Raw genomic sequence first — 19,125 nt, 5'->3', positions numbered from 1 at the left:
GGTGGTGACCTGCGGAGGGCGGTCGCCTCTCGGCGGCGGGCTCCATGGGGCTTCAGCCGGACGATCGTCCCCATGGGCTATGGGTGAGGCCCGGGGACACTGTCCCCTCCGCGGTCACGTGTGGATGAACGGTCAACAGCCCTGCGTTTGTTCCCGTGCACGTCCCGCGGGCCGTTGTGAGCTGGGGAACATACGGTGCCGTGGGCTCAGTCGAGGTAGTCGGCGATCAGACTGGCGAACTCGTCGGGATCGGCGAGGCGCGTGCCGAGGGATTCGGCCTTGGCCCGCTTGGAGCCGGCGCCGTCACCGGCGACGACGAGCGTGGTCTTCTTGGAGACGCTGGAGGAGGAGCGGCCGCCGGCGCGTTCGATGAGTTCGTTCATTTCGTTGCGGGAGAGCTTCTCCAGGGCTCCGGTCATCGCGCCGGTGACGACCACGGTCATCCCGGACAGCGGGCCCGCCTTCGCCGTGACCGCTCCCTCGTCGCTGTCGGACGCCGCGGCGTCGCCTGGGACCGGCGGGGTGGCGCCGGGCTCGGTCATGTTCACTCCCGCGGCGGCGAGTCTGTCGATGAGCGGGGCGAGTTCGGCCAGTTCCGCGACGATCGAGGGGGCCTTCTCCGTCCCGATGCCGTCGACCTGCTGCATCGCCTCGGTGTCGGCGGCGCGGATCAGGTCCATGGTGGCGAAGTGCCGGGCGATGCGCCGGGACATGGACCGGCCGGTGCCGCGCACCCCGAGCGCGCACAGCACCCGCGACAGCGGCTGCTGTTTGGCCGCCGCGATCGCGGCGAGGAGGTTGTCGGTGCTGGTGGCACCCATCCGGTCCAGGCCGAGCAGCTGCTCGCGGGTGAGGGCGAACAGGTCGGCGAGATCGGCGACGAGGCCGGCGTCGACGAGCTGGACGACGCGGGTGGAGCCGAGGCCCTCGATGTCGAGCTGGTCGCGGCCGGCGGCGTAGGAGAGGGAGGCGACCAGGTGGCAGTTGCGGCCCTGCGTGCACCGCCAGCGTTCCTCGCTCCTGTCGATGTCCGACCCGCAGCGCGGGCAGGCCTCGGGGAAGGCGATGGGCTGCTCCTCGCCGGTGCGCAGGTGCGCGGCCGGTGCCTGGATGCGGGGGATGACGTCGCCGGCGCGGTAGACCATGACCTGGTCGCCCAGACGCAGGTCGCGGCGGGTGATGTCGGCGGGGTTGTGCAGGGTGGCGTAGGTGATGGTGGAGCCGTCGATGACGACCGGTTCGAGGACGCCGCGCGGGGCGATGATCCCGGTGCGGCCGACGTTCCACTCCACCGCCAGCAGCCGGGTGATCTTCTCCACCGCCGGCAGCTTGTAGGCGATCGCCCACCTCGGTGCGCGGGAGCCGGATCCGGCGGCCTGCTGGTCGGCGGCGAGGTCGGCCTTGATGACGATGCCGTCGATCCCGAACGCCAGCCCGGCACGGGCCTCGGCGATCTCCTGCACCCGGGCGAGGACCTCCTCCACGGTGTCGGCGACGGTGTCCGGGACCGCGGTGGCGGCGCTGGTGTGCACGCCGAACTCGGCGACCAGGCGCATCAGCTCGCTGTGCGCGGCTGTGTTCAGCCGCTCGGCGAGTACCGGGTCGGTGCCGGGCACGGGGAGGAGCCCGTAGCCGAAGAACGTCATCGGCACCGTGTAGAGCCGCTCGCGGGCCCGCAGCGTGCCCGCCGCGGCGTTGCGGGGGTTCGCGAACGGCAGCCCTCCGTGCTCGGTGCGCACGGTGTTGGCGTACTCGAACTGGGCGTTCGTCATGAGGACTTCGCCGCGCACCTCCACGGTGACCGGCTCGGCCAGCCGGTCGGGCAGGCCTTCGACGGTGCCGATCGCGTGCGAGACGTCCTCCCCGGCCGTCCCGTCCCCGCGGGTGATCAGCCGGGTGAGCCGGCCGCCGGTGTAGCGGGCGGCGATCGCGAGTCCGTCCAGCTTCGGCCCGGCATGGAAGCGGGTGACCTCGTGCCCGACGCGGCGGGCCAGGGACTCGGTCCAGGCGGTGAACTCCTCCGGGGAGAACACGTTGTCCAGGCTCAGCATCGCCACCGTGTGCGGGACATCACCCTCCACCGCGCCGCCGGCCACCTTCCCGGTGGGGGAGCCGGGCAGCACCTGCTCGGGATGGTCCGTCTCGTACGCGCCGATCGAGCGCACCAGCCGGTCGTAGGCGTCGTCGTCCAGCGGCGACGTTCCGCCCGTGTAGTACGCGGCCGCCGCCCCGACGGCCTCTTCGACCGCCCGCGCGTAGGCGGCGGCATCCACGATCTCTGCTGCAGGTGTCGTCATGACCGGCATCCTGCCTCCCACCACTGACAACGAGCCCGGACACCCGTGCCGCACCCACCGGCATCAGCACCTCCAACGGTCGGCCCGGCGCCACATCCGCGGGGCCGCCGCACCGGTGACCACGGAGAAGCCGGTGCTGCCGATCACGGGGTGAGGCCCGTGCGCGGAAGGCCACGAGGACGACGCCGCCAGGAGCCACCGTCAAGTTCCGCGTCCTGCTGAGTGACGGACGCTGCCCTCTGTCCGGTCGGCAAGGGGCTCCAGTGGCCGGCGGCGGCCGGTACGCGGGGCGGTGGCACCGGGATGCCCGGACGTTCGTCCGCCGCCGCACCGCCTTCGGAGGCCGCCTCGAAGAGGACGCGGACGGATGGCCGGCCCGGAGGATGGTGCGAGCCGGGACGGGCGGGGACCTCCGGGACTTCGGTGCCGGCGGGTCCCGCTCCGCCGCAACCGGCGCCGGCCGACAGGACCCTCCCCGATGGCCGGCTACTGATCCGCCGGCGCGATGCGGCGACCCGTGAGGCTCCTGGGCCGGATCGACACCCACATCGCGCGCTCGTCGCCCGCCCACGGAGTGGTGTGAGCGCGTTCCACGAGTCGGCGGACCACCTCGGGCCGGGTCACGACGTTCGCGTGCCCGACGGCGAGTACGCTCCAGCCCCGGCTCAGCGCCTCGTCCACGTGGTCGACCTCGAAGGCGACATCCTGGTCCACGGTCAGGGCGGTGACGGAGCCGGGCGCGGTCCGGAAGACGATGGCGCCGTCGATGACGTCGTAGTTGACGGGGACGACCGCCGGCCGTCCGTCCGGCGTCGACAGCGTGACGCGTCCGATCCCGTGCGTGGAGAGCAGGGCCCGGCACTCCTGCGGGCCGAGGTCGAGCAGCCGGGGGTGGAGCAGGGCGTGCCCCTGCCCGGGCGGGAGGTCGACACCGCCGCCGTACAGCGCGTCGACGGTGGTGCCCAGTGCGTCGGCCAGCCTGATGAGCGTCGCGAGGGTCGGGGACGCGGGCTGCTCCTCCAGGTAGGCGAGGTACGCCGGGGCCATCCGGGCACGGGCGGCCGTCTCCTCCCGGCTGAGCCCCAGCCGCAGCCGCGCCGCGGCCACCCGTCGGCCGATGTCTCCGGGATTGGCCGCCTGGGTCGGCGGCGGAGACACGGGCCCGGTCTTCACCTCACCCGACTCCGTCCGGCCGCTGTCGAGGTGGTGGATGTGCGCGTCGGGCCCGGGAAAGACGAGAGTGACCTCGTCCGAATCCGACCAGCGCACGTCGTAGGGAGGCGTGCCGTCCTCGTGGTGGAGGCCGACGATCTCCCCGTCGCGCCGGGTGGCGCCGGTCGCCGGGCTTTCGATGACGAGTTGGTCGCCGAGGTGAGCTCGCATGATCGCCGCCCTCTCCTCAGAGTCGTCCGGCAAGCGTTGCTTCAGGCGGACCGTCCGGTCGTGGCACCGCTGCCGGGCTGGTCCGCCCCCACGCCCTGGATGTCCCGTTCGGCGAGTGGAGGTTCACCTTCCACTGTGCCGTGTGCATCGCTGCGCTCCTCACGTCGGCATGGAACCGTGGCCCGGTGGCCCGGTGGCCCGGTGGCCCGGTGGCCCGGTGGCCCGGTGGCCCGGTGGCCCGGCGGTCGTGCCGGTGCCGGACATTCATCCCATTGGTCCGCTTTATCCATCGTATTCGTCCACCGTCGATCGGCTTCGGACTCCCTTCACAGGGCCGAAGGTCCCCGCCGAACCGCCGAACCGCCGAACCGCCGTCCGGCCCTGGACAGGGCGGCCTTGCGGCTCCCCGCAGGCGACGATCGCCGGAAGGCCGGGTGGATCTCCTGCCCGGTCGCCTCGTGCGGGACGGGCAGCAGTTCGTCACCCGGCAGGTGCCGCGCGTCGGGGCCCGGCGCCGTGCGACGCCCGTGGCACACGATCGTGGCGGCGACGGTCCCGGTCGGCGGACCGGTCTCGCCCGATCGACCTGGTTCAGGCTTCATTCGGACCACCGTCGACCGAGGGCGGTCCGGGCGGCTCCTGGAGCACGCTCCATGCGACGGGGCCGAGCAGGTCCGAAAGCTGCCGGAAGACGTCCAGGAAGAGATCGTCGATCGTCAGTACCCCGACGACCCGGCCCCGGTCGAGGACCGGCAACCGGCGCACGCCCGCGCGGCCGAAGGTGCGGTACGCGGCCCGGAGGTCGTCGTCGGCGTCGACGGTGAGGACGTCGGCCGACATCACCGCGGTCACGGTCGAATCCGGCGCCAGGCCGCTGCCGAGGCCGCGCAGCGCGAGATCGCGGTCGGTCACGATGCCGCACAGCTCCCCGTCCCTCACGACGAGGACGGAGCCCACGCCCCGCTCGGTCATGCACCGGGTCACCTCCTTCAGGGAGACCCCGGGGTCGACGTGCACGGGAGGCGCGGTCATCACCTCGGACACCTTCATGCGGATGCTCCTTGTCGTCGAGTCGTGCGGCGAGGGTCTGTGCGGGGCGAGTCGGCGGGTTTCACACGATGTCGAGCACGTCGCCCAGGGGCCGCCGAGGGCTCGGCTGCCCTTCGGGGCCGTGGCCGAGCCGGAGCACCATCTGCACGTACCCCATGGCGGAGAGCGGGTCGCGGGCCGCCCACCGGAGGTCCGGCCATTCGAGCGGCTGGGAGGTCACGGAGGCGACCAGCCCGTCCGCGGTGGCCCGCAGCAGGACCCGCTCCAGCGCCTGCCCGGCGTGCAGCCAGTCCAAGGGACCGTCGTCGGCCGTGCCGAGCAGGGCGATGTTCGGCGTCTTCTCGAACGACGCCCGGGGACGGTCCGGCATCGGGCGTCCTGCCGCGAAGTCCCGCACCGGGGCGCCGCCGCCTCGGCGTACCGGGCCGAACGCCTCGGCGGGGATGCCGTCGGACGGTGCCTCGGCCCCCGAGGGTTCCGTATGCGCCCACCGCGCGGTCTCGCCGCGTACCCCAGCGTCCAGCGCCTCCCACTCCTCGGCGTCCCGCACCAGCTCCAGGACCGACCGCACGTGCCAGCCACCCGGGAACAGCAACTGCGCGCCTTCGGCCTCGGCGGCTTCGCACAGGCCCTCGCGTATCGCCGCCGGGATCTCCTCGTCCTGGAACGGGTAGCGGCTGGAGTGACGGCGGCCGACCGCGGGACGCAGCAGGGCCAGCGCGGTGTCCGGCGGACTGCTGCCGCACAGATGCACCTCGGCGAGCAGATCCGGACAGTCCGGATCCGGGAGGAGCCGGACGACCGGCGCCAGCGAAGCCGCGGCGGCGGCCACCCGTAGGTTGAGCAGTGCGGCTCCGCAGCTCATGTGCAGACCGCGTTGCTGAGGATCGGTGTGCGGCAGGGTGCGCACCAGGTCGGCGTACAGGCGCAGGACACCGATGTCCCGGAGGTAACGGAACCGCCAGGGCTGTGCGTTGTGCTGCGAAGGAGCGGCGACGGCGTCTGCCACGAGCGTCTCGACGGTGTGCGTGTCGACGGGTTCTGAGGTCATGGTGGCTTCCCTTCGCTTCGGCCGCGGGAATCACATCCGGCTCGGACGGCACGGCGATGACCGGGCACCGCGCGCGGTGCAGGACCCCTTGGCCGACCGAGCCGAGCAGCAGGCCGACGGATCCGCCCCGGCCCGGGCCAGGGCCATCCGGTGGGCCGGGTCCGGATCGACGCCCACCACGATCGGCCGGGGATCACCGGGCCTGGTCATGACGGCCTCCGCTCGCAGTCTGCTTCGCCTCGCCGGTGCGGCCGTCGGTCCCTGTGCCGCGGCCGTCGGTCCCTGTGCCGCGGCCGATGATCCGGCTCACAGACGGGCGAGCCCTCCTTCCGGGGCACGTGGCACTCGACATCCACCCCTCCCTCGACAGCTCGAACGAGCCGCGCGACCACGGGTACGAGGGATCTGCCGCCTGTCCTGCCCCTGAGCGTGGTGACACCGTCGTGCCCGTCCGCCGCCGAACTCCGAGTCCGGCGGCGGGAAGAGGTACGGAACGATGGCACGCCGTATCTGCGACAGGCCGTGCTCGTCGACCACGGGCAGGCGTTCGACCTTCTTCCGGGCCATGGTGCGGGCGGCCTCGGCCGGCGTGGCCTTCGCCCGGATCGTGATCGCCGGCGGCCGGGCGGGTCATGGCATCGCCGACGGGATGAGAGGTCCCGTACATGACGACTCCGTAGGGGTCCGAGTCAAGCGGACTGACTACTTCCATCATGCGGCGCCGCCGAGTGGCGCGACAGGGGCCCCTCGGCTGCGAACCGGGCCGTTCGGCCCCTACCGGCCCACCGGCGTGCGGTCAGGCTGGAAGGGAACGCTCTCCGGAGGTGGAGATCATGTTCCGAACCGTCACCGTGGGCCTGGACGGGTCGCCCGAGAGCCGTGCCGCCGCCGAGTGGGCGGCGCGCGAAGCGCGGCTGCGCGGCCTGCCGCTGCGGATCGTGCACGTGGGAGAGCCTGCACCCGTTCCCGTGGCGCAGGCTCCTCTGGTGGGTCCCGAGACCCGTCAGCAGTGGACCCGGCAGATGCCCCGCGAGTCCGCGGAGGGCATTCGTCTCCGGCATCCCGGCCTTGAGGTGTTCACCGAACAGCTGGCAGGGAACGTGGCCGGAGCGCTGTGCGACGCGGCGGGCCCCGCCGAGCTGCTCGTGCTGGGCTCGCGGGGTTTCGGCGGCCTCGGCGGGTTCGTGGTCGGCTCGGTGAGCCTGGCCGTCGTGGCCCGTGTGGAACGGCCCGTGGTGCTGGTGCGTGCGGGCGAGCAGGCCGCGGACGAGCACAGGATGGATCCGGCGGGCGTGCCGTCCGCTGCCACACCGTTCCGGCCGGTCGTCCTCGGCCTCGACGTCGGTCACCCGGACGACACGCTGCTGGAGTTCGCCTTCGACGCGGCGGCCCGCCGGGAATCACCTCTGCGCGTGGTGTCCGCGTGGCCGGAGACGGCCGCGTCCTCCTACCGCTTCCCCGGCGACGTGGAACTCCAGGACGACCTCGAACGGAGCCACCGCAGCGCGCTGGCCGAGGCGCTGCGTCCCTGGCGGCAGAAGTTCCCGGGCGTAGACGTGACCGAGGCGAGCCGCTGCGGCAGCGCCGCGCAGGCCGTCGTCGACGCGGCCCGCGACGCGTCCCTGGCGGTCGTCGGCCGGCGCATCCGTTCCGGTCCCCTCGGCGCCCACATCGGCCATGTCACCCACGCCGCCCTGCATCACATCGCTGCACCTGTCGCCGTCGTGGCCCACGGATGAGACGGGAGGCAGGATCGCGCGCGTCCGCGTACCGCTCCGTGCGTACGTACGGCGCAGGTGCCCGGTGTCCTCCCGGCGCGGTCACGCGGGCGACGATCAGCCGATGAGGGCCGGACGGCCCAAGCGGACCCGTCCGGGACAGGACAGGCTGGATCCGTGGGGCAATACCGGTGATGCCGCGACGTCCGGCAGGCACCCGCCGCCGGCGGCCGCCGGCCTCCTGCCCCGCAGTGAGCCAAGGACGGTGAGCGACCCCATGAAGGCCTTCGTCTTCCACGGCCCCGGGCAGTCCGCCTGGGAAGAGGTCCCCGATCCTGACGTCAAGGAGCCCACCGACGCCGTCGTGCGCGTGGACGCCGTCACGATCTGCGGGACGGACCTGCACATCCTCAAGGGCGACGTCCCCGAGGTGCCGCCCGGCACGATCCTCGGTCACGAGGCCGTCGGCGAGATCGTCGAGGTCGGCAGTGACGTCCGGACAGTACGGCCGGGAGACCGTGTCCTGGTCTCCTGCATCAGCTCCTGCGGGCGCTGCTCCTACTGCCGGGAGGGGATGTACGGCCAGTGTCTTGGCGGCGGAGGCTGGATCCTCGGCCACCTGGTCGACGGCACCCAGGCCGAGTACGTCCGGGTCCCCTTCGCGGACCTGTCCGTCCACGCGCTGCCCAGCACGGTCCACAGCAAGGACGCCGTGCTCCTCGCCGACATCTTCCCGACCTCCTACGAGGTCGGCGTCCTCAACGGCCGGGTGCGCCCCGGCGACACCGTCGCCGTCGTCGGCGCGGGCCCGATCGGGCTTGCGGCGATCACCACGGCACGGATGTTCTCCCCCGAGCGGATCGTCGCCGTGGACCGGGCCCCGGCCCGGCTGGAAGCGGCCAAGCGCCTGGGCGCCGACGCCGTCGCGGACGCCCGTGAGGCCCCGGAGCAACTGATCGCCGACCTCACCGACGGACTCGGCGCGGATGTCGTCATGGAGGCCGTCGGCCTGCCGGAGACCTTCGAGCTGTGCACCCGCATGGTCCGGCCCGGCGGTCGCGTCGCCAACATCGGCGTGCACGGCAAGCCGGCCACGCTGCATCTCGAAGACCTGTGGATCAAGAACGTGACCATCACCACGGGCCTGGTGGACACCCGCTCCACCCCGACCCTGCTGCGGATGGCCGCCGCCGGCCGGCTGCCCACCGCACAGCTGATCACCCACACGTTCCCCCTCGATCACATGGCCGAGGCGTACGACGTCTTCGGCCGCGCCGCCGACACCGGCGCGCTCAAGGTCGTACTCGGCGGGGAGCAGCACGAGGTCGCCGTCCGCGGGACCTGACCGAGGGGAGTCCTCCACGCCGGTACGCCCGGGCCCGGCGTCCGGCGCGCCGCTCCGTACCGACAGGGGCTGACCGGGTGCACGAACGGGCCGAGTGGCCCCTCCGACCCGTCCCCGGAAGATGGCACGGTGACATCGGAGCCCCCCTGCTGCACGACGTGGCAGTCCGACGAAAGGCGGTGGGGACGATGGCACTTCCCCTGGTCGTAGGCATCGACGGATCGGACGGCAGCCTGCTCGCCGTCGACTGGGCGGTGGACGAGGCCGCCCGCCACGACCTTCCGCTGCGACTGGTGTACGCCTCCCGCTGGGAGCGCTACGAGGCCGGGGTGCCGTCGGAGGACACGGAGCGCCCCTCGGAACGCGTGCTGGCCGAACACATCGTCGCCTCCGCCGTGGAGCGCGCCGCACAACGCTGCCCGGACGTGCAGGTCACCGCGGACATCCTCCCCGACGACCCGGTGTACGCCCTCCTGCACGAGGGCGACACCGCACACGCCCTGGTCACCGGGTCGCGCGGCCGGGGCGAGCTGACCGGGCTGCTCCTGGGCTCCGTCGGCCTGGCCGTGGCGGCCAGGGCGCGCTGCCCGGTGATCGTGGTCCGCGGCGACGGTACCGGCCCGGCCGGCGGCCACGAACGGATCCTGCTGGGCGCGGGGGAGCCCGACACCGCAGGTGAGGCCGTACGGTTCGCCTTCCAGGAGGCCGAGGCCCGCGCATGCGCCCTGTACGTCGTCCGGGCCTGGCGTTGCCCCGCCCACGAGGTCGGCAACCAGGTGGCGCTCGCGGAGCTCGCCCGCCGGCACGAGGGAAAGGCGTCGGCACTGCTCGACGCACTGCTCCGCGAAGCCATGGCCGCCCATCCGAAGGTCAGGGTCCGCAGCGTGACGGCCGAGGGGCCCGCCCACCGGATCCTGGTGGACCGCTCGGCCGCCGCCGACCTCGTCGTCGTGGGCGCGAGGCGTTGGCACGGACATCTCGGTCTGCACCTGGGCCGGGTGGCCCACACACTGCTTCACCATGCGGCGTGCCCGGTGGCGGTCGTACCGCAGCCGGAGTGATCGTTGTACCTGTCCGGACACCCCGAGGCGGGCGCCCACCCAGTCGGTTCCCGCAGCGGAGGGGAGCACCGCGTGGCCGCTCGGCCTCATCACACGATCACCCCGGTACTGCGGGGTGCGTCCCCGGTCGAACGGCACGCCCGCCCTGCACACCGGCCACTCGCACGGAGGGAGCCGAAGTGAGCGGCCGGACGTGGGCGTACGACGGTTACCTGCCCGCCGACGAGCGGTTGCGGGAGTCGCTGTGCACGCTGGGCAACGGCTACTTCGCCACCCGCGGGGCCCTGCCCGAGTGCACCGCCGACGACGTGCACTACCCCGGGACCTACGCGGCCGGCTGCTACAACCGGCTCGCCTCGGACGTGGCAGGGCGCCGGGTCGAGAACGAGGACATGGTCAACCTCCCGAACTGGCTGCCGTTCCGGTTCCGGCTGCCGGGCGGTGACTGGCTCACCCCGGACACCGCCACCGTGCTCGACCACCGGCAGGTCCTGCGCCTCACCACCGGCCTCCTGGAGCGCCGGACCCGCTTCGCCCTCGGTGACGGCGGAGTGCTGCACGTCCGTCAGCAGCGCGTCGTCCACATGGCCGACCCGCATCTGGCCGCCCTGCGCACCGAGTTCACGGCCGAGGGCTACGCCGGGGAACTGGAGGTCGAGGCCGCCCTCGACGGGAGGGTCACCAACAGCGGGGTGCCGCGCTACCGCGACCTCGACGGCTGCCATCTGACCCACGTGGACGGCGGAGTGGCCGCCCCGGACACGGTGTGGCTCCGCTGCCGCACCAGCACCTCCGGCATCCGCATCGGCATGGCGGCCCGGCTGGTGGCCGACGCGCCGATCACCGAGGCGACCCCCGCGCCGCTCCGAGCCGTGCAGCGCCTCCGGCTACGGCTGACACCCGGACGCACCCGCGTCGTCGACAAGATCGCGGCCGTCCACACCTCGCGCGATCTCGCGGTCGGCGACCCCCTGCGGGCGGCCGTCGACCGTGCCGGCGCCGCTCCCGGCTTCGACGCTCTCCTCGGATCGCACCGGACGGTATGGGAACACCTCTGGCGGCGGGCCGAGTTGGACGTCCCCGGCCGGGCCGGACGGATTCTGCGGCTGCACCTCTTCCACATCCTGCAGACCCTCTCCCCGCACACGGCGGACCTGGACGTGGGCGTGCCGGCCCGGGGACTGCACGGGGAGGCGTACCGGGGGCACGTCTTCTGGGACGAGCTGTTCGTGCTGCCCTTCCTGAACCTGCACTTCCCTGAGGTCTCCCGCGCCCTGCTCCGCTACCGCCACCGGCGTCTGGACCGGGCCCGCGCGGCCGCCCGCGCGCTGGGCCGGCGCGGTGCGCTGTACCCGTGGCAGAGCGGCGGCGACGGCCGCGAGGAGTCCCAGGAACTGCACCTCAACCCCCGCTCGGGGCGCTGGCTCCCGGACCACTCGCGGCTCCAGTGGCACGTCGGCTCGGCGGTCGCGTACAACGTGTGGCAGTACTGGGAGGCGAGCGGCGACACCGGCTTCCGGGACACCGAAGGCGCCGAGACCCTCCTGCAGATCGCCCGCTTCTGGGCCGACTCGGCCACCTGGGACGACCGGCTCGGCCGGTACCGCATCCGGGGTCCGATGGGCCCCGACGAGTACCACGACGCCTACCCCGACGCCCCGCGGCCCGGCCTCGACGACAACGCCTACACCAACGTCACCGCCGCCTGGGTCCTCGCCCGGGCCCTGGAACTGCTGCGCGGGCTGCCCGGGCCGCGACGCCGTGAACTCGCGGACCGGATCGGCCTCGAAGAGGGGGAGCCCGGACGCTGGGAGGACGTGTCGCGCACCCTCCACGTCCCCTTCCACGACGGCGTCATCAGCCAGTTCGAGGGTTACGGCGACCTCGCCGAGCTCGACTGGGACGGCTACCGCGAACGGTACGGCGACATCCGCCGCCTCGACCGGATCCTGGAGGCGGAAGGTGACACCGTCAACCGCTACAAGGCGTCCAAGCAGGCCGATGTCCTGATGCTCGGCTACCTCTTCTCGCCCGCCGAACTCCGGTCACTCTTCGAGCGGTTGGGCTACACACTGGACGACGGGACCTGGGCGCGTACGGTCGACTACTACCTCCGCCGCACCAGCCACGGCTCCACCCTCAGCGGTCTGGTCCACGGCTGGGTGCTGGCCCGGGCCCGGCGCACGGACGCGTGGAGGTTCGTCCAGGAGGCACTGCGCGGCGACATCGCCGACGTCCAGGGCGGCACCACCGGAGAGGGGATCCACCTCGGCGCGATGGCGGGCACCCTCGACCTCGTCCAGCGCGGACTCACCGGCCTGGAGACCCGCGACGGAGCGCTCTGGCTCGACCCGGTGCCGCTGCCGGAGCTGTCGTCGTACGCGATGTCCCTCCGCTACCGCGGGCACTGGGGCGTACGGCTGCACCTGGAGCGAGGACGGCTGGAGATACTGGTGCCGGCCTCGGACCGTGCGCCGATCGACATCCGGCTGCCGGACCGCGCGATCCGGGTGGCGCCGGGAGAGACCTGCCGGCTGGTGCTCCCGGACGGCCCCTGACACCCCCCCCGAGAGGCGCCCTTTGGTCCGTGCTCGGCCCGGGACCCGGGTGTATGCGTGGTGCGAAGGACAGATGGGGTGGGCCGGCCCGTGTATGGTCCGGATCCCGGTCGGCCGTCAGGGACAGTCGTACGAGAAGTGGGCGGCGGTCGCCCGGTGACCGGGGGACAGGATGCGCAGTTCCGCCCGTGCCGCACGGTGGCCCGGTCCCTGGTAGGTCCATCGAAGGTGCAGGCGCGCGTGTCGCTCCCCGCGGACCATCTCCTCGTGCAGGACGCCGGACGAGGTGCCGTCGCTGCGGACCCATCGGTAGGAGAGGGTGCCGGGACGGCCGTTGGTGGTGACCAGACCGACGATGTCCGCGGTGCCGTCGCATCCCAGAACCGCCGGTCTCGCCGTGACGGAGACCTGGGTGACCGCCACGGACTGCCCGAAGCGCTGCCAGGCCAGGAACACGAGGACGGCCACCACCAGCAGTGTCGGCAGGGCGTTCTTGCGCAGCCTCCGACCGGTGGGCGCGGGAGCCGACGGCGTGGCGGGAAGTGCCGGGACGGTGCGGTGCGCGACGGCGGCCGTCACGCCGGGCCCGAAACGCAGCACGCTGCCCTCGACGCGGTCGGGCCGGGTCGGGGGAGCGCTCGCCGGGACCGGTTCGACGAGGGTGTCGTCCGTTTCGGGTCGCTGGATCCAGTGGCTGGCCAGCACGGTGGCGCTGTACTCGCTGTCGGGGTCGGCGGGCCGGTCGGCGGGGACGTGGCCGTCGGCGGGTCCGAGGCGGAGTGTGGTGCTGTGCGCGTCGGCGGGTGCGAGCGCCCGCGTGGGCTCCTCGCCCTTCACCGCAGGCGTGGGCGTGGGCGTGTCGTCGTTCTGAGCAGTCATCCGATCTCACACTGCCTGGTCAGGATCTGCTGCGAGGCGACGCCGGAAGCCGGCGCCGGAGTGGTCGTGGCCTGGATCGTCCAGTAGCAGCCGTCGTTCTGGAAGGTGTGGTCGACGGTGATCGTGTACTGGGTGGCTCCGCTGCGCTCGAAGGTCTGGGACGCGCCGTCGGGGGTGCCGGCCGCTCCGCTCGCCCGGTCCGTGGACCACGAGACGGTGACGGAGATCGGCCCGCTGCCGTCCGTGGTGACGGTGACGGTCGCGGTGGAGGTCGTCGGGCCCGTCTGCTGGAAGGCCGATACCGCGACGTTCTTGACGGCGGGAGCGACGGGCGGGGTGGAAGCGGCGGTGGTCGGTGTCGACGGCGTGGACGTGGTCGCCTCGCTGGGCGTCGTCGACTGGGTGGGTGAACCGGTGGCGGAGGCGGAAGGCTGACCGGTCGGGGTGGTCGACGGGTCCGAGGGGGAGACGCCGGGCGTCGGGGAGACACCGGGTGTCGGCGACAGGTCACCCGACGGGGTGGGCGCCGTGGGCGGGGCGGTGGGCGGCGCCGCTCCGGTGCCGGCCCGGGCCGTGGTGGTGGCCAGGGCGGCTTCGGCGGTCCGCTCGGCGGCGCCTGCCGAAGCGTGCTGCATTCCGTAGGTGAGCAGGAGGCCCAGGAGTACGACGGCAGCCGAGACCAGCATGCCGGGCCGGCCGGGTCGCCACGACCGGGCCCAGCCGTGGCGCGGTGCCTGGCTCAGGACCGTACGAGCGGTGTCCGTGGTGGAGCGGGGAGAGCGGGCCGAGGGCAGCAGCAGCGCCAGAAGGGCCACCAGGGCGGCGAGCCGGGCGCGGCCGCGCTCCTCCCAGTCGGCCCCGTAGGCGGCGCCGGCGATCGCCTCCAGTTCCGTCACGAACGCCTCGGCCTGCGCCGGCCGCTGGTCCGGTTCCTTGGCCAGACCGCGACGGACCAGCTCGCGCACCGCCGCGGGGACCTCCTCCACAGGGACGGGGGCGTCGACGTGCTGCAGGGCCAGTTCGGCGATGTTGTCGCCCGCGTACGGCTTGTGGCCCGTCAGGCACTCGAAGAAGGTGGCCGTGGCCGCGTACACGTCCGCGGCGCAGGAGGCGGGGGCGCCGGTCCACTGCTCGGGGGCCATGTAGGACGGGGTTCCGGCCACACCCGCGCTGGTGCCGGCGTCCACCGCGATGCCGAAGTCGACGAGCTTGGACGATCCGTCCGTCTCGACCAGGACGTTCTCCGGCTTGTAGTCGCGGTGGACGACGCCGATGCGGTGTGCGTCGGCGAGACCGAGCAGCGATCCCTTGAGAAGGACGAGCGCGGCCTCGGGATCGAGCGGCCCCTGACGGGTCAGCAGCGTCCGCAACGAGACACCGTCCACCAGTTCCATGACGATGGCGGCGCCCTGCGGGCTCTCCACGTACTCGTACAGGCCGGCCACGTGCAGGCTCTGCAGTCCGCCGAGCAGGCGCGCCTCCGCCCGGAAGTCGTGCACGAAACCAGGCCGCGTGCGCAGGGACTCACTGAGGTACTTCACCGCGACCCGTACGCCGGTGTCCGCGTGCACGGCCAGCACGACGCGACCGCTCGCACCCGACCCGAGCTCGAAAGACTCCGTGTATCCGGGCACCACCCATGTGTTCACGTCATCCCCCCAGACGGCGTGCCGCCGTACCTGACCGACTCCCGAAGCGGCGGGACCTTGCGTTGAGAGACACATTCTCAGCCACGGCGGTTGCGGAACAGGACAATGCCGGTCCTCCGTCGCCGGCGTGGGCGGTCGGTCGGGCCTGCCGGTGGCGACCGCGCGGTCATACCAGAGGCGCTCCCCACGCGTCCCCATGGATGACCCGTACCGCTTCGCCGACCCATGTCGCGCATCGCCTCGGCCAACCCCCACGACCACGAAAGAGGCCTGCATGCTCCGCATCCACTTCACGCCGCTCGACTTGCAGAGCATCCGCGTGGCCCGGCGTCCGGATCCGCTCTGGGAGCTCGTCTGCGCCGCCTGCCGGCTGGTCACGAACCAGGGGCCGGTCGAGTTCGGGGCGTGGCGCCGCGGCGTCCTCGACCGGACGGTACGGGACCTGGAGGCGCGCCGTGCGCTGCGCCTGCTGGGGACGCTCGTCCCGCCCGTCGGCTACATCCCCGACTTCCTCACCCCGTCCGTCCCGGACGAGGGTCTGGCCGCTGCCCTCGCACAGGTACGCGCGACGCCCCGCCGCCGTCTGCAGCAGGAGTTGGGCATCCTCGCCGGCGCCCGCCCCCTCCCGGCGTGGACGACGGGGCTCGGCAGGCCGGGAGACCGCGGTATGGGATCGCTGGTCAGGGCGTTGGAGATCTCCTCCAAGGCGCTGCTCGAACCGCGCTGGGGGCAGGTTCGCAGGGCCGTGCAGGACGAGGTCGACCTGCGGGCCCGCACCCTCCTGGACGGCGGTGTCCGCGCTCTGCTGGAGAGTCTGCCGTTCGCCCGATGGCATCCCCCCGTGCTGGAGGTGGACTTCCCCGTCGACCGGGACCTGCATCTGGAGGGCCGGGGCCTGCTGTTCCTGCCCTCCTACTTCTGCTGGCGCAGGCCCACCGCGCTCGCCGACCCCGCCCTCGGGCCGGTCCTCGTCCATCCGGTCACCGCACGGCCGTTGGAGACGGCGGCCCCCGACGGCGGCGGACTGGAGCGGCTGCTGGGCCGTACCCGGGCCACCGTGCTGGTCCAGGTGGCCCGTGGCCGTACCCGCACCACGTCCGAAGTGGCGCAGGCCGTGGGCATCGCCCTGCCCAGTGCCAGCTACCAGCTCGCCGTCCTGCGGGACGGGGGACTGGTGGCGAGCCACCGGGAGGGCCAGTTCGTACGGCACTCGGTGACGTCCATGGGTCACCGGCTGCTGGGCGCGGACACCGGACGGCGGACGGAGAGCGATCCGGCCTGCGGTCCCTGAGCCCCCTGAGTCCTGCCCTGTGCGCCCGGCCGCGGAGGCCGTCCGGCTCAGCAGTTGCGGATCGAGTACACCGGTGACCAGTTGACGGCGTAGACCGCGTTGTCGGCCGGGACGGTCTGCAGCAGACCGCCCCCGGAGCCGTAGAGACCGGCGACGGCACCTCCGGTCTGGCTGTTCTGGGCCTCGGCCCAGTCGATCCAGTTCGAGAGGGTGTAGCGGTTGCAGGAGTAGAAGAAGAAGATCTTGAACTGGCCCGCCGTCGGGTCCCAGACCGAGGCGCAGAAGTAGCCGCTCTGGCAGTACACGCCCCCGCCGGCACCGGCGTAGGCCGTGCGGACGGCAGGAGAAGTGGAGGGGGCCGCGGCCAGGAGCGGCGCGGGGCGGGCCGTCCTCGGTGCTGCGGGCATGGTCATGAGGTGACCGTAGGAGGTGCCGCGCGAGGCCGGGGCGGCCTGCGCGGTTCCGGTGGCGAGGAGGGCCGCCCCCGTCGCGAGGGCGGCGCACAGTCCGACAAGTGAGCGTTTGGTAGGCACGGTTCGGCAGTCTCCCGTCCGGCACGGCGGTGTTCGCGCATGCCCGTGTCATGGTCGTCCCCGGTCCGACGGCCGGGTGCGGGTCGCGCACGGCCGTCGTGTGCGGCCGCACCACGGTGGCGTTCGGTTCGGGCGGACGTCAACGACGCCCATGGGCCGTACCGATGCCGTCCCGTGGGCTGATCACGCCGCAACGGGCCTGCGGCCTGGGACAGTCGGCCGTCGGCGGGCGTGACGCGGCCGTGCCCGGGGACAGCGGCCTTTCGAGGAGTTTCGAAAGGCTTCTGCCGGGCCCGCGCGATCGGCGATCGTCGCCGTCAGGGCACCTTCCGTGCCGCTGTCCCAGATGTCCCGCTGCCGTCTCGACGGAGGTCTCATCCATGCGCGCGAAGCGCTCGCTGCTCGGCATCATCGGCGTGGTGGTCTGCCTGCTGATGGCCGTCCTCGCCACCGGTCCGGCGCAGGCGGCAACCGCCTCCGCCTCTCGTTCCAGCAACCATGCACAGGCCGCGGCCGCCGTCTCCCCGACGATCTCTCCGTCCACCACCGTCAGCTACCGCACGGACGACGAGACGTTCACCTGCGCATCGGGGAACCTCTGCCTTGAGGTGTGGGATCCGACCGTGTCCAAGTGGAAGATCTTCTACCTCTACAACTGCAACCGTTACTACCTGTCCAACTGGTACGGCAACGGCTACTACCTCAACAAGCAGACCGGGACGGTCACTTCCTACCTCTACGACGCCAACGGGAACGTGCTGCGCGCCTTCTCCCCGCCGCAGGTGGGCGACCAGGACTGGAACCCCGTCTGGTCCGTCCGCAACTGCTGACACACGTGTCGTGGCCGGCCCCGCCAACGGTGGCCGGCCCCGACACGTTCCTCTTCGGCCCCGTCCGAACCAGGGAGTCGTTTACAACCGCCGGACCGGGACGTTCACCGAGCAGTCCAACGCCCACACGCAGTTCCGTTCCGCCTCGGTGGTGAAGCTTCTGATCGCTCTGGACCACCTGTGGGACCGCGGCCCCGGCTACGGCCTGCCGTCGGACGACCGGGCCCGCCTCGACAGCATGCTGCGCTCCAGCGACGACTCCGCGGCGGACTTCTACTGGACCCAGGACGGCGGCTCGGCGATCATCGGCCGGATGATCCCCCGCCTGGGGCTGACGGACACCGCGGGCCCGCCGGCGGACTACCCCGGCCACTGGGGCTACACGGCCCTCTCGGCGGCGGACACCGTGCGGATCTACCGCTGGATCCTGGACAGCGCACCCGCCGCCCTGCGGGACATCGTCATGGGTGACCTGCGCGCCTCCACCCGGTGCGGCGTCGACGGCTTCGACCAGCGGTTCGGCGTCCCGGCGTCGTTCCAGCAGCCGTGGGCGGTCAAGCAGGGCTGGTCCGGCTTCGGCGAGAGCAGCGACTGCACCGACACGACGGCCCCGGCCGCCGGCCGACGGGGCACGACCGCACCCGGCGCGGCGGTCGACCTCGCCCGGCCCGCACTGCACACGACGGGAACCGTGGGCGCGGGTGACCGTTCGATCGTCGCCGTCTTCACCCTGCACCCGCAGGGCACCCCGTTCGGCGCCGCGTACAGCGCCCTCCTGTCTCCCCCTGTACGGCGGCTACATCACCAACATCTACGTCAACTACCCGGACAACAAACTGCCCGACGTCCCCGTCTGCTGAGGTCCCGGCCGGGCACGTCGTCGGCGATCCAGCCGGAACCCGCCCACGACGGCCCAGGACCGGCCCGCGGCCGCGCAGCCACCGACATCGCGGTGACCGGCCAGGGCAGACACGTCGGCTTCATCGTCAGCACACGGGCAGCGGGTCCGTCTCGCTGGAGATCGCCGTGTCCTTCATGAAACCGAGCCGGCCGTTGTCCGCGACCGTCATCTCCCACCGTGTGGAGTGCGGCCCGCCGACCCATGCCTGGTCGTCCTCCTTGCAGTAGAACCAGCTCGGGTTGGAGTACATGTAGCCGACGACGGTGTTCGGGTCCGGGTAGATGTGGTTGTTCCCGACCGTGCCGTACACCGGTGCGCCGGAGACGTTGTTGCACCACCACTTGGTGGAACCGTCGTTCCAGCACGGGTTGGCGGCAGCCGCGGAGGGTGCGGTCGCCACCGCGACTCCCACGGTGAGCGCCGTGGCCGCCAGCAGAGCGCCCACCCTCCTGGCCTTCGTGCCCCGGCCCGGCCGATTTTCCCTGCGCATGTGCTCCCCCTCGGTTTCACGGGCTGAGTCCGTTCGTCCGAGTCTGGAGTGGCCACCGCACTCCGGTCACACCTTTCGGCCACCGTCGA

17 protein-coding genes are annotated in these 19,125 nt (G+C 72.7%); 8 read left to right on the top strand and 9 right to left on the bottom strand.

Annotation, left to right across the window (positions count from 1 at the left end; translation table 11 throughout):
- Positions 1–206 precede the first annotated feature (206 nt).
- Positions 207–2,297: an NAD-dependent DNA ligase LigA gene (gene ligA / locus ACFZB3_RS43090; protein WP_391387466.1), complete on the bottom strand. Its 2,091-nt coding sequence runs from the start codon at positions 2,295–2,297 to the stop codon at positions 207–209.
- Here ligA and ACFZB3_RS43085 point away from each other — a divergent pair.
- Entirely contained in the window at positions 2,296–2,451 is a 156-nt protein-coding gene (locus tag ACFZB3_RS43085; RefSeq protein ID WP_391387463.1) for a hypothetical protein, read from the top strand. The two genes, ligA and ACFZB3_RS43085, sit on opposite strands and share 2 nt — an antisense overlap.
- A gap of 332 nt (positions 2,452–2,783) precedes the next feature.
- Here ACFZB3_RS43085 and ACFZB3_RS43080 read toward each other — a convergent pair whose 3' ends face one another.
- From ACFZB3_RS43080 to ACFZB3_RS43065, 4 genes are all read right to left on the bottom strand, one after another.
- Positions 2,784–3,680, bottom strand: a complete 897-nt coding sequence (locus ACFZB3_RS43080; protein WP_391387461.1) for a DUF1918 domain-containing protein — start codon at positions 3,678–3,680, stop codon at positions 2,784–2,786.
- 591 nt (positions 3,681–4,271) lie between these two features.
- Positions 4,272–4,730 carry a CBS domain-containing protein gene (locus ACFZB3_RS43075; RefSeq protein ID WP_391387458.1) on the bottom strand — a complete coding sequence of 153 codons (459 nt, stop codon included), beginning with the start codon at positions 4,728–4,730 and terminating at the stop codon, positions 4,272–4,274.
- 61 nt (positions 4,731–4,791) lie between these two features.
- A complete protein-coding gene (locus tag ACFZB3_RS43070) occupies positions 4,792–5,781 on the bottom strand; it encodes an Acg family FMN-binding oxidoreductase (protein WP_391387456.1) in 990 nt (329 codons plus the stop codon).
- Positions 5,782–6,087: 306 nt separating this feature from the next.
- Positions 6,088–6,393 (bottom strand): CBS domain-containing protein, encoded by a 306-nt coding sequence (locus ACFZB3_RS43065; protein WP_391387846.1) that lies wholly within the window; start codon positions 6,391–6,393, stop codon positions 6,088–6,090.
- Positions 6,394–6,614: 221 nt separating this feature from the next.
- Between ACFZB3_RS43065 and ACFZB3_RS43060 the strand changes: the two genes are divergently transcribed.
- The 4 genes from ACFZB3_RS43060 to ACFZB3_RS43045 all read left to right on the top strand — a co-directional run bounded on the left by ACFZB3_RS43060 (position 6,615) and on the right by ACFZB3_RS43045 (position 12,463).
- Positions 6,615–7,520, top strand: coding sequence for a universal stress protein (locus ACFZB3_RS43060; protein ID WP_391387453.1), 906 nt, complete (start codon positions 6,615–6,617; stop codon positions 7,518–7,520).
- A 256-nt stretch (positions 7,521–7,776) separates the two neighbouring features.
- The gene (locus tag ACFZB3_RS43055) at positions 7,777–8,844 is read left to right on the top strand and encodes an alcohol dehydrogenase catalytic domain-containing protein (protein ID WP_391387841.1); all 1,068 of its coding nucleotides are present in this window, start codon (positions 7,777–7,779) and stop codon (positions 8,842–8,844) included.
- A gap of 188 nt (positions 8,845–9,032) precedes the next feature.
- Positions 9,033–9,905 (top strand): universal stress protein, encoded by an 873-nt coding sequence (locus tag ACFZB3_RS43050; protein WP_391387451.1) that lies wholly within the window; start codon positions 9,033–9,035, stop codon positions 9,903–9,905.
- Positions 9,906–10,084: 179 nt separating this feature from the next.
- Positions 10,085–12,463, top strand: coding sequence for a glycosyl hydrolase family 65 protein (locus ACFZB3_RS43045; protein WP_391387448.1), 2,379 nt, complete (start codon positions 10,085–10,087; stop codon positions 12,461–12,463).
- A gap of 117 nt (positions 12,464–12,580) precedes the next feature.
- Here the strand turns inward: ACFZB3_RS43045 and ACFZB3_RS43040 are convergent, their stop codons facing one another.
- Together ACFZB3_RS43040 and ACFZB3_RS43035 are read right to left on the bottom strand one after the other, a co-directional pair.
- The gene (locus ACFZB3_RS43040) at positions 12,581–13,342 is read right to left on the bottom strand and encodes a hypothetical protein (protein ID WP_391387445.1); all 762 of its coding nucleotides are present in this window, start codon (positions 13,340–13,342) and stop codon (positions 12,581–12,583) included.
- Positions 13,339–14,991: a protein kinase gene (locus ACFZB3_RS43035; protein WP_391387442.1), complete on the bottom strand. Its 1,653-nt coding sequence runs from the start codon at positions 14,989–14,991 to the stop codon at positions 13,339–13,341. The genes ACFZB3_RS43040 and ACFZB3_RS43035 overlap by 4 nt, the downstream gene beginning before the upstream one ends.
- Before the next feature lie 274 nt (positions 14,992–15,265).
- On the opposite strand from ACFZB3_RS43035, the gene ACFZB3_RS43030 reads away from it, so the two are divergent.
- Complete coding sequence (locus tag ACFZB3_RS43030) at positions 15,266–16,282, top strand: helix-turn-helix domain-containing protein (protein ID WP_391387439.1); 1,017 nt, start codon at positions 15,266–15,268, stop codon at positions 16,280–16,282.
- A gap of 47 nt (positions 16,283–16,329) precedes the next feature.
- Here the strand turns inward: ACFZB3_RS43030 and ACFZB3_RS43025 are convergent, their stop codons facing one another.
- Positions 16,330–16,815: a hypothetical protein gene (locus tag ACFZB3_RS43025; RefSeq protein ID WP_391387436.1), complete on the bottom strand. Its 486-nt coding sequence runs from the start codon at positions 16,813–16,815 to the stop codon at positions 16,330–16,332.
- Positions 16,816–17,195: 380 nt separating this feature from the next.
- Between ACFZB3_RS43025 and ACFZB3_RS43020 the strand changes: the two genes are divergently transcribed.
- Together ACFZB3_RS43020 and ACFZB3_RS43015 are read left to right on the top strand one after the other, a co-directional pair.
- Positions 17,196–17,645 carry a hypothetical protein gene (locus ACFZB3_RS43020; RefSeq protein WP_391387434.1) on the top strand — a complete coding sequence of 150 codons (450 nt, stop codon included), beginning with the start codon at positions 17,196–17,198 and terminating at the stop codon, positions 17,643–17,645.
- A 148-nt stretch (positions 17,646–17,793) separates the two neighbouring features.
- Positions 17,794–18,684 (top strand): hypothetical protein, encoded by an 891-nt coding sequence (locus ACFZB3_RS43015; RefSeq protein WP_391387431.1) that lies wholly within the window; start codon positions 17,794–17,796, stop codon positions 18,682–18,684.
- Here the strand turns inward: ACFZB3_RS43015 and ACFZB3_RS43010 are convergent.
- Positions 18,632–19,036: a hypothetical protein gene (locus ACFZB3_RS43010; RefSeq protein WP_391387429.1), complete on the bottom strand. Its 405-nt coding sequence runs from the start codon at positions 19,034–19,036 to the stop codon at positions 18,632–18,634. The two genes, ACFZB3_RS43015 and ACFZB3_RS43010, sit on opposite strands and share 53 nt — an antisense overlap.
- Positions 19,037–19,125: the final 89 nt, after the last annotated feature.

The organism is Streptomyces sp. NPDC008092 (genome assembly GCF_042957285.1).
Classification (GTDB): domain Bacteria; phylum Actinomycetota; class Actinomycetes; order Streptomycetales; family Streptomycetaceae; genus Streptomyces.
The sequence above is the reverse complement of the archived record's forward strand: the minus strand, read 5'-3'. Positions and strand labels throughout refer to the sequence as shown.

Bases quoted from the DNA above. Each gene is read 5' to 3' on its own strand.
- ACFZB3_RS43085 (WP_391387463.1), top strand. From the start codon at position 2,296: ATGACCGGCATCCTGCCTCCCACCACTGACAACGAGCCCGGACACCCG.
- ligA (WP_391387466.1), bottom strand. From the start codon at position 2,297: ATGACGACACCTGCAGCAGAGATCGTGGATGCCGCCGCCTACGCGCGG.
- ACFZB3_RS43080 (WP_391387461.1), bottom strand. From the start codon at position 3,680: ATGCGAGCTCACCTCGGCGACCAACTCGTCATCGAAAGCCCGGCGACC.
- ACFZB3_RS43075 (WP_391387458.1), bottom strand. From the start codon at position 4,730: ATGAAGGTGTCCGAGGTGATGACCGCGCCTCCCGTGCACGTCGACCCC.
- ACFZB3_RS43070 (WP_391387456.1), bottom strand. From the start codon at position 5,781: ATGACCTCAGAACCCGTCGACACGCACACCGTCGAGACGCTCGTGGCA.
- ACFZB3_RS43060 (WP_391387453.1), top strand. From the start codon at position 6,615: ATGTTCCGAACCGTCACCGTGGGCCTGGACGGGTCGCCCGAGAGCCGT.
- ACFZB3_RS43055 (WP_391387841.1), top strand. From the start codon at position 7,777: ATGAAGGCCTTCGTCTTCCACGGCCCCGGGCAGTCCGCCTGGGAAGAG.
- ACFZB3_RS43050 (WP_391387451.1), top strand. From the start codon at position 9,033: ATGGCACTTCCCCTGGTCGTAGGCATCGACGGATCGGACGGCAGCCTG.
- ACFZB3_RS43040 (WP_391387445.1), bottom strand. From the start codon at position 13,342: ATGACTGCTCAGAACGACGACACGCCCACGCCCACGCCTGCGGTGAAG.
- ACFZB3_RS43030 (WP_391387439.1), top strand. From the start codon at position 15,266: ATGCTCCGCATCCACTTCACGCCGCTCGACTTGCAGAGCATCCGCGTG.
- ACFZB3_RS43020 (WP_391387434.1), top strand. From the start codon at position 17,196: ATGCGCGCGAAGCGCTCGCTGCTCGGCATCATCGGCGTGGTGGTCTGC.
- ACFZB3_RS43010 (WP_391387429.1), bottom strand. From the start codon at position 19,036: ATGCGCAGGGAAAATCGGCCGGGCCGGGGCACGAAGGCCAGGAGGGTG.